The sequence below is a fragment of the Pseudomonas sp. CM27 genome, from assembly GCF_013179515.1.
GTDB lineage: Bacteria > Pseudomonadota > Gammaproteobacteria > Pseudomonadales > Pseudomonadaceae > Aquipseudomonas.
Genome location: NZ_JABMCN010000045.1, coordinates 3,959 through 12,332 on the forward strand (window position 1 = coordinate 3,959; position 8,374 = coordinate 12,332).

An 8,374-nucleotide genomic window follows, 5' to 3' on the forward strand; every position below is an offset into this window, starting at 1 on the left:
TGGTCGGCCAGGAACACCGCCGAGGTCATCGCACCGGCGCCCGAACCGACCACTATCACGTCGTACTGGGTATGAGACTGATCTTGAGCCGTCATTGTTGTTGTGCCACTCGCTAAGGTCAGGGGATACCGCCAACACCGTTGCGCAGCCGTTGGCGGCGTGCATCCCATGATCGGCGCTGGCTGGCCCACCCTCATCGTCAAAGCGGACTAGGCGCCCTGCCCCGGCCTGGCGCTAGACGACCGCGCGCCGCCCGGCCCAGGGGTGAGCCTGCTCCAGCTGGCTGGCCAGGCGCAGCAACACATCCTCGCCACCCAGGCGGGCAGTGAACAACATGCCCACCGGCAGGCCGCTGTCACTCTGGCCCAATGGCAGGGATACAGACGGCTGGCCGCTGACATTGGCCAGCACGGTGAACGCCGCGCTGCCCATCGCCCGCTGGGCGTAGCTGTCCCAGGGCTGATCGAGGCTGAGCTGGCCCAGGGCCGGGGTGAGGTTGGCGGTGACCGGGGACAGGATCACATCGAAGCGCTGGAAGGGCTGTTCCATGGCCGCGCCGATCCGCTCGAAACGCTGCCGGGCCTGGTACATGCCGACACCGTTGATGGCCTTGGCCCGCTCCAGCACCACCTGGGTGACCTGCTCCAGGTCCTGCGCAGTGGCCGCGCGGCCCAGCGCCTGTTCGCGCTCCTGCACCAGGTTGAGCAATGCGGTGCCGATCACCGCACCGTGGGCGCCGAACAGTTCGCGCGGGTCGACCGGCAGTTGCAGGTCTTCGATTTCATGCCCCAGCGCCAGCAGCTGCTTGATGGTCTGCTCCAGGGTGGCGGCCACCGCAGCATCCAGTGGTGCGCCGGTCAGCGACTGGCGCACCACGGCCACACGCAGCGTGCCCGGGTCGCGGCGCAGCTCTTCGACATACGGGCGTGCCAGCGGCGCGCTCCAGTAGGCGCTGCCGGCTTCGTGGCCCTGCCCGGCATCGAGAAACAGCGCCGTGTCGCGCACACTGCGCGACACCACGTGGGCCACGCTGGCGCCGAACCAGCCCTCGTAATGTGCCGGCCCACTGGGCGTGCGGTAACGGCTGGGCTTGAGGCCGACCAGGCCGCAATAGGACGCCGGGATGCGAATCGACCCACCGCCATCGGTGGCATGCGCCACCGGCACGATACCGGCCGCCACCGCCGATGCTGCACCGCCGGAGGAGCCGCCGGCGCTCACGCCCAGGTTCCAGGGGTTGCGGGTTTGCCCCCAGAGCAGCGATTCGGTGGTGGTGGTCAGGCCGAATTCCGGGCAGGTGGTCTTCCCAAACGGCACCGCGCCGGCTTGTTCGTAGCGGCTGACCAGGGTGCTGGTGAAGGTGGCCGGCGGCGCATCGCGGAACAGCCGGCTGCCGTTGCTGGTGAGTGTGCCCTGCAGGTAGGTGTTGAGGTCCTTGATCAGGATCGGCACCCCGGCCAACGCGCCCTGTGTGCTGGTGCCCGCGCTGCGCTGGCGGGCGAGCGCAGCCTTGGCGTAGTCCTCGTGCAGCATGTTCACGGCCGCAACCTTGGGGTTGACCAAGGCACAGCGGGCCAGCGCCGCGGCCAGCAGCTCCTCGCCACTGAGGCTGCCGGCGCGCACCGCTTCGGCCATGGCCCAGGCGTCCAGGCCCTGATAGTCAGCTGCTGACAGGCCACTGCTGGCAGCATCGGCGAAGCGCCCGAGCAGGCCGGCGCCCACGGCGACAGCACCGGCCTTGAGCACACTGCGGCGTGGCCAGGTGGCCTGGGCAGCGGGAATGGTGGCTTGCGGATCGTTTGGCATGGTGGTCTTGGCGTCCTGTTCGTTGTTGTTTTCGGGGTTGATCAGTCGGCGGTGACCTGCGCCAGCATGGCCGCCAGAAAGTGCTCGCCATAGGGCGGCAACAGGCCCCACTCGGCGCGTGGGTCGTGGCCGGCAGCCTGGAACACCGTGCGCGCATGGCTGAATTCGAGAAACCCTTCGCGCCCGTGATAATGCCCCATGCCGGACGCGCCGACACCACCGAAGGGCGCATCGTGCAGCGCCGCGTGCATCATCACCTCATTGAGCGTGACGCCACCGGACACGGTGTGGTCAAGCACCTGCTGCTGCTCGTGCGGGTCGTTGCCGAAGTAGTACAGCGCCAGCGGCCGTGGCCGGGCATTGATGTGACTGATGACCTCGGCCAGTGCCTCATAGGTCAGCACCACCACGGCGGGGCCGAAGATTTCTTCGTGCAGGATGCGCGCATCCTGCGGCGGGTCTACCACCACCCGCAACGGGCAGCGACGGTCGTCACCCGGCTGCACGTCAGGCAGTGATTCGATACGTGCCCCCTGCTGGCGAGCCCCTTGCACCAGCGCGTCGACCCGTGCCCAGTGTTGGGCGTTGACCACCGCCACCACGTCCGGGTTGCCGGTGACCGTCGGGTTGAGCGTGCAGTAGGCTGAGCGCAGGGCATCGAGGAACGCCTCAAGCGCGGCCCGAGGCACGTAGACCAGGTCCGGGTTGATGCAGATCTGCCCGCCGTTGGTGGCCTTGGCCACGGCAATGCTGAAGGCCGCCTTGGCCAGGTCGGCGCTGCGCGACAGCACCACCGGCGACTTGCCGCCCAGCTCCAGGGTAACCGGCACCAGGTTCTGTGCAGCATTGCGCATGACCGCGCGGCCGATGCCGGTGCTGCCGGTAAACACCAGGTGGTCGAACGGTTGCGCGGTAAAGGCCTCGGCCAGGTCGGCGCCACCGGTCACCACCGCCACCTCCAGCGGGTCGAGGTGCTCGGCGCACAGCGCGGCGATGCATGCCGCCGTGCGCGGCAGCACTTCGGAGGGTTTGAGGATCGCCCGGTTGCCCGCCGCCAGGGCCGATGCCAACGGGCTGAACAGCGTGTACAACGGCGCGTTCCAGGTGCCGATGATGCCCACCGAGCCTTTGGGCTGGTAACGCACCCACGCCTTTGCGCCGAGCTGGTCATAAGGGGCAAACACCGCGCGCGGGTCATCCTGCATCCAGCCGTGCAGGTGATCCCTGGCATGCTTGAGGCTGGCCAGCGCCCCCAGCACATCGTTCATCAGGGTAAAACCGGCTGGCCGGCCGCCGAAGTCCTGGTCGATGGCCTGGGTCAGGCGTTCATGGTGGCGTACCAGCAGATCGATCACCTGCTGGATGCGCTGGCGGCGCTGTTCGGCGCTGACCGCACCGGCCGTGCCGAATGCGCGTTGCTGCTGTGACAACAGGCTGCTGAGCGCCTGGACCGATGACGGTGCGGGTTGCATGCGTGTCTCCTCTGGCTGCGAGCTGCGCTGGCTGCGCATGTCGCCACACTAGCCATGGGACGCCGGCGCGCGCCTCGTCCGATCGGACCAGAATCGAGCAAAAGCGTTAGTCCGTTGAGACGATGCCTGCGCGGGCGGGGCAACCAATACTGGCAGTACAAAAAGCCAACCCTTGAGGCCCGCCATGGCAACACAACAGATCGGTTTCGACCCCCAGGCCTTCCGTGCTGCGCTGGGCACGTTCACCACCGGCGTCACCATCATCACCTCGCAAGACCAGGACGGCTTGCCGGTGGGCATCACCGCCAACAGCTTCAACTCGGTCTCGCTCAACCCGCCATTGGTGCTGTGGAGCTTGTCCAAGCAGGCGCGCAGCTTGCCGGTGTTCAGTAGCGGCAAGCACTGGAACGTGCACGTGCTGTCGATCGAGCAAGAGAAGTTGTCCGGGCGCTTCGCCACCCAGGGCGAGGACAAGTTCGCCGAGATCGAACTGGACAACGGCATCAGCAATGCCCCGCTGCTGCAGGACTGCACGGCGCGGTTCCAGTGCCGCACGGCGTTCCAGTACGAAGGCGGCGACCACGTGATCTTCGTTGGCGAAGTGCTGGCCTTCGACCACAGTGACCGCGCGCCGCTGGCGTTCCAGAGCGGCCAGTATGCCCTGGCCACGCGCAAGCCGCGCAGCGAATTGCGCCTGGCCACCACCCCGCCGCCCCCGGAGTGCAGCTATACCGAAGACCTGCTTGGCTACCTGCTCGGCCGTGGCCATTACCAGGCGCTTAACCTGCTGCGCCAGCTGCTGAGCAACCAGCACCTGGATGAACAGGCGTTCTTCGTGCTGGCAGTGCTGTCGATCCGCGACAACCTCAGCCTTGAAGAGCTCAACACCTTTGTCAGCTACACCGGTCATGTGGTGACCCTGGCGGGCATGCGCTTTCTGGAACGGCAGGACCTGGTGGCCATCGAGGGTGAGGCTGGCCAGTTGCGCTTTGTATTGACCGCCCAGGGGCGCGAGCTGTCGTTGCAACAGGTAGCGTTGGCCAAGGTGGTGGAAGAGGACCTCACCGCCAAGCTCGGCGAGGCCGATGCCCAGGCGCTGAAGGTGCTGCTCAAGCGCCTGATCGTGGTCAGCGACCCCGGCCTGCCGGACCTCTGGGCGCCACGGTGAGCAGCGCCGCGCCCACCTTGCCGGCGGCGGCAGTCGGCTGGCGCAGCCATGGGCTGCTGATGCTGCTGGCGGCGGTGTTCGCCGACAATTTTGTCGGTCGGCAGATCCTGGCGGTGATGTTCGAGCCGATCAAGGCCGAATTCGGCGTTGGCGACACCGCGCTCGGGCTGATCTCCGGCCTGGCGTTCGCCGGGGTATACGCCGTGCTCGGCCTGCCTGCCGGGCGGCTGGTGGACCGCCTGCCGCGCACCCGCCTGCTGGCCGCCGCCTGCTTGCTGTGGGCGCTGGCGACCATGGCCTGCGGGCTGGCCGGCAGCTTCCTGGTGCTGGCGCTGGCGCGCATGCTGGTGGCAGTGAGCGAGTCGCCGACCACGTCAGCATCGCTGTCGCTGATTGCCGACCTTTACCCGCCACAACGGCGCTCGTTCGCGATCAGTTGTTTTACCGCTGCGCCAACGTTCTCCTCGATCATTGGCCTGAGCGTCGGTGCCTGGGTAGTCGAGCAGTACGGCTGGCGCAGCGCATTCATCGCCCTGGGGGTGCCGGCCCTGGCCTTTGCCGCCGTTCTCGGTTTGCTGGTACGCGACCCGCAGCGCGGGCGCTGGGACCTTGCCCCCCACGCACTGCCCGCCGCCCGCCTAGGCCTAGGCGCCGAAGCGCGGCTGTTGTGGGCCTTGGCACCTTACCGGCGCCTGGTACTGGCGGGCGGGCTGACCACGCTTGGCTCGTACGCCGTGGCCATGTGGAACACCAGTTTCCTGGTGCGCTCCCATGGCTTGTCACTGCAGGACGCGGGGATGCTGGCCGGGGTGGTGTGCGGCACGGCGGCTGGTGTGGGTGGGCTGTTCAGTGGCTGGTTGAGCGATCGCCTGGCTCGCAGGGCTGGCCATTGGCAAGTGACACTGCCGATCATCGGCCACCTGGCGGCCACGTCGGCGCTCGCCAGCTACCTGCTGTCGCCCAGCGACGTGCTGATGCGCCTGGGCACCCTGCCAGTGCCGATGGCGATGCTGTGGTGCGCGCTGTACAGTTTTTTTGCGGTGTGGTGGGTGGCGCCATCGTACAACCTGGTGACGCAACTGGTGGCGCCGCAACGCCGGGGTACCGCGATGGCTCTGCAAACCATCGTCAGTACCTTGCTTGGCATCGGCGTCGGCCCGCTGCTCACGGGCCTGGTCAGCGACTTGCTGCAGCCCTGGTATGGCCAGGAGTCCCTGCGTTATGCCTTGCTGCTGGTCAGCCTGCCGGTGCTGGGGGCGGTGCTGCTGCTGGCCCGAACGCTGGGCCAGCTGTTCGGGTACGGCCGGCAGCGTGCCATGCCCGCCGAGTAAGCCAATGCGGCCGGCTCAGGAGGCAAGCGCCTGGCGGGCTTGCCGCACAGGCATCTGATGCCGCTGCGGTTGCTGCCAGGCCAGTTGCTCCTGCACGGCCACAGCCGCATCCAGCACTTTCTGCGCCCAGTTTTCATCCTTGGGGCAGACGACGACCACGCGGAAACCGTGGTCGACGCCTTCCAGCCGAACGCCCTCGGAATCATCGACATGCAAGTCGATATCGAAGGCAGACGGCAGCTTCGAGGGCGAGTTCTCCAGCCCGTTCTGGGCCAGGATATGCTGGTGCCGGTCACTGTTGACCACGCCGTCGACATGGATGCCGTACAACAGCAGCCAGCGGCGGATATAGGACGGGGTGCGCCCCGACGAGGTGTAGATCCAGATGCTGCAGCCCTGGCGGCGCAGGTCGCGGACCAGCTCGCGGGTGCCGCTGCGCAGCGGCTCACCGAGCCAGCGATGGACAAAGCCCGGCAGCTTGCTGTCCTCGGCGGCCGCGTGTTCGGGCAGGCAGGCGAGCGTGTCGTCGATATCGAACGAAATGCGTACCTGGCCCCGCTTCAGCTTGCGCTCGAGGGCTTGGCGGCCGCGGGCGAACAGTGAAGTGCGTTGCATCAGCGGCTCCCCTCGCAAACCGGCACGGCTGTGCCACCGAGGAAGAACTTGCCGGGCTCAGGCGCGTGCGCTTCGAGGAACGCGGCGTACTTTTTCTTGATCTTGGGTAATTCGTACAATGCCTTGACACCGTGTTTAGCGGAGTTGCGAATGACCGAGGACGGGTTGAAGTAACCCTCGGCGTTGTCCAGCGACAGCACGAATGGTGGCAGCCCGGCGCGCATCAGCAGGTAGCTGACGATGAGCGAGCCCGTGCGGTTGTTGCCTTCGATGAACAGCTGCGGCTTGCTGAGGATACGTACATAGACACCGGCAGCCCGCTTCCAGATCGAATCACTGCGGTACGAGCAGTACCAGTTGTACAAGTCCTTGATGCCACCTTCGACGTTGTTGAAAAAGTGCGCCTCGGTGGCCGCCAGGTGCGGGGCGAATTCCACACGCCGGGCCGGGTCGGTGCCGCACAGCACGGTGGCATTGATTTCCAGCATCAGGTTCAGCTGTTGCAGGTCGAACAGGTCGATACCGCGAGCGACATAGTCGTCAATCAGCGCATAGCCTTCAAGCACATTGAGCAGCACCTCGTCGGTAAACGGGTCGCGCGGTTCGGTGAAGTGCTGGCTGAGTTCGGCAAAGCGGCCCTGCACCTCGCGCAGTGCGCGCTCTACCGCTGACAGATCAAGACGACGTATCGCTCGCATTTGAAATCCCGGGTAACACTTTAACGGAAGGTAACGCGGCCGGGTGTTGCAACCTCCCTGGTTGCAACACCCGGCCACCTTGATGGGTGTGATTCAGCTGAACTTGCCGCTGATGTAGTCACTGGTCAGCTGCTCGCGCGGGTTCTGGAAGATCTGCGCGGTCGGGCCCATCTCGACCAGATAGCCGGTGCGGGTACCCTGGGAGATATCGACCGAGAAGAACGCCGTGGTGTCGGCCACACGAATCGCCTGCTGCATGTTGTGGGTTACCAGCGCGATGGTGTAGTCCTTCTTCAGCTCGACCATCAGCTCTTCCACCCGACGGGTGGCGATCGGGTCGAGCGCCGAGCAGGGTTCGTCCAGCAGCAGCACTTCCGGCTCGGTAGCGATGGCGCGGGCGATGCACAGACGTTGCTGCTGGCCGCCGGACAGCGACAGGCCGCTGACCTTGAGCTTGTCCTTCACTTCATCCCACAGTGCCGCGCCTTGCAGGGCGTGCTTCACGCGGTCGCCCAGGTCGCCCTTGTAGCGGTTCAGGCGCAGGCCAAAGGCGACGTTGTCGAAGATGCTCATCGAGAACGGGTTGGGCTGCTGGAACACCATGCCGATGTAGCGGCGCACCACCACAGGGTCGACGCCCTTGCCGTAGACATCCTGGCCAAGGAAGTGCACATGGCCTTCGAAGCGGAAACCCTTGACCAGGTCGTTCATGCGGTTGAGGCTGCGCAGCACGGTACTCTTGCCGCAGCCGGACGGCCCGATGAAGCCGGTGATCTCGTTTTTGCGGATCGGCACATGGCTGTCACGCACGGCCATGAAGTTGCCGTAGAAAATCTTGTCCAGCTTGCAGTCCATGACGATCGGGGCTTCGTTGACCATGGGAGCGGCTCTTTGCGCAGTGGATACGTTCAAGTTGGATGCTCCCTTTCTCAATACTTGGGCTTGCCGAAGACTCGGCTCAGAATGTTGATTACCAGCACGATCATCACCAGTACCAGCGAGGCCGCCCAGGCGAGCTCGAGCTGGTTGTCGAACGGCATGCCGGAGAAGTTGTAAATCAGTACGGCAAGCGATGCCGTGGGGTTCATGACCGCCAGGCTGCCGTCATGGTAGATCCAGTAGTTGCTGAACAACGCGGTGAACAGCAGTGGCGCGGTTTCGCCAGCGGCGCGGGCCACGGCCAGCATCACGCCGGTGAGGATGGCAGGCAGGCCGGTGGGCAGGACGATCTTGCAGATCACCTGGGCACGGGTACAGCCCATGCCGTAGGCGGCGTCCTTCATG

The 8,374-nt window shown here is 66.0% G+C and carries 8 protein-coding genes; 2 read left to right on the top strand and 6 right to left on the bottom strand.

Annotation, left to right across the window (positions count from 1 at the left end; all coding sequences use genetic code 11):
- Window positions 1-234 precede the first annotated feature (234 nt).
- Together HP547_RS08040 and HP547_RS08045 are read right to left on the bottom strand one after the other, a co-directional pair.
- On the bottom strand, window positions 235-1,806 hold the full coding sequence (locus tag HP547_RS08040; RefSeq protein WP_172285985.1) for an amidase: 1,572 nt from the start codon (window positions 1,804-1,806) through the stop codon (window positions 235-237).
- Window positions 1,807-1,847: 41 nt separating this feature from the next.
- Window positions 1,848-3,278 carry a coniferyl aldehyde dehydrogenase gene (locus tag HP547_RS08045; RefSeq protein WP_172285986.1) on the bottom strand — a complete coding sequence of 477 codons (1,431 nt, stop codon included), beginning with the start codon at window positions 3,276-3,278 and terminating at the stop codon, window positions 1,848-1,850.
- Window positions 3,279-3,462: 184 nt separating this feature from the next.
- Here HP547_RS08045 and HP547_RS08050 point away from each other — a divergent pair, with 184 nt between their 5' ends.
- Both HP547_RS08050 and HP547_RS08055 read left to right on the top strand, forming a co-directional pair.
- A complete protein-coding gene (locus HP547_RS08050) occupies window positions 3,463-4,446 on the top strand; it encodes a flavin reductase family protein (RefSeq protein WP_172285987.1) in 984 nt (327 codons plus the stop codon).
- A 59-nt stretch (window positions 4,447-4,505) separates the two neighbouring features.
- A complete protein-coding gene (locus HP547_RS08055; RefSeq protein ID WP_172228963.1) occupies window positions 4,506-5,777 on the top strand; it encodes an MFS transporter in 1,272 nt (423 codons plus the stop codon).
- Window positions 5,778-5,792: 15 nt separating this feature from the next.
- Here HP547_RS08055 and HP547_RS08060 read toward each other — a convergent pair whose 3' ends face one another.
- The 4 genes from HP547_RS08060 to HP547_RS08075 form a co-directional block, all read right to left on the bottom strand.
- A complete protein-coding gene (locus HP547_RS08060; RefSeq protein WP_172285988.1) occupies window positions 5,793-6,392 on the bottom strand; it encodes a hypothetical protein in 600 nt (199 codons plus the stop codon).
- Window positions 6,392-7,090, bottom strand: a complete 699-nt coding sequence (locus HP547_RS08065) for a hypothetical protein (protein ID WP_172227740.1) — start codon at window positions 7,088-7,090, stop codon at window positions 6,392-6,394. The genes HP547_RS08060 and HP547_RS08065 overlap by 1 nt, the downstream gene beginning before the upstream one ends.
- Window positions 7,091-7,183: 93 nt before the next feature.
- A complete protein-coding gene (pstB, locus tag HP547_RS08070; protein ID WP_218583469.1) occupies window positions 7,184-7,969 on the bottom strand; it encodes a phosphate ABC transporter ATP-binding protein PstB in 786 nt (261 codons plus the stop codon).
- 50 nt (window positions 7,970-8,019) lie between these two features.
- Window positions 8,020-8,374: ABC transporter permease subunit (locus tag HP547_RS08075; protein ID WP_172285989.1), on the bottom strand; the 355-nt coding region annotated here is incomplete at its 5' end.